The sequence below is a fragment of the Herbiconiux daphne genome, assembly GCF_024979295.1.
Classification (GTDB): domain Bacteria; phylum Actinomycetota; class Actinomycetes; order Actinomycetales; family Microbacteriaceae; genus Herbiconiux; species Herbiconiux daphnes.
The window spans coordinates 1-644 of record NZ_JANLCJ010000477.1 but is presented as its reverse complement, the minus strand read 5'-3'; the positions used below and the strand labels follow the sequence as shown (position 1 = coordinate 644).

Sequence of the window (644 nt, the reverse complement as noted above, 5' to 3'; positions counted from 1 at the left end):
TTCTATTACTCTTGACGTCTGTAAAGATGTGTTCGAGCGATTGGAAGCCAAGGGATTCGCAACCAGCAACGTGGTTCTTGGTATTGGCTCATTCACATATCAATATGTGACTCGTGACACCTTCGGATTCGCCATGAAGGCAACTTATGGTGTAGTCAAAGGTGAAGGTCGAGCTATCCAGAAATCTCCTAAAACTGACGATGGTACGAAGAAATCCCTCAAAGGGCTGATTCACCATAAGTTTAAGTTTGGTGAGTGGATTGCCACTGACAGTGTTACACCTGAACGTGAGGAAGAGTCTGACCTTCCGGTTATCTTCCATAACGGTGTTGTGTTGAATGAGGTGAACCTTGAACAGGTTCGTACTCGTGTGTCCAAATACGTTGGTAACGTTGTGAAAGCCTGTCTGGCTCAATAAGGAATATATGTTCGGTCTATCACATGATGTGTCTTTAGGCATTGTCCTTGCGATTATGCTGGTTCTGTCTCTGTCAGTGGATTTCGTATTCCACAAAGGCGATGATATGAAGTCAGCAGTCCTCTGGTCAATCTTTTGGGTTGCCTGTGGTATTGCTGTAGGTGGCTGTGTCTATGCCATTTATGGTAGTACCGGTGCGTCTGAGTACTTCGCGGGGTATGCGCTT

Annotated in this window: 1 pseudogene; it reads left to right on the top strand. The window is 45.7% G+C overall.

The features are described from left to right. Positions 1-418: pseudogene (locus N1032_RS25960) on the top strand (hypothetical protein); the annotation flags it as partial. Between the last annotated feature and the right edge of the window lie 226 nt (positions 419-644).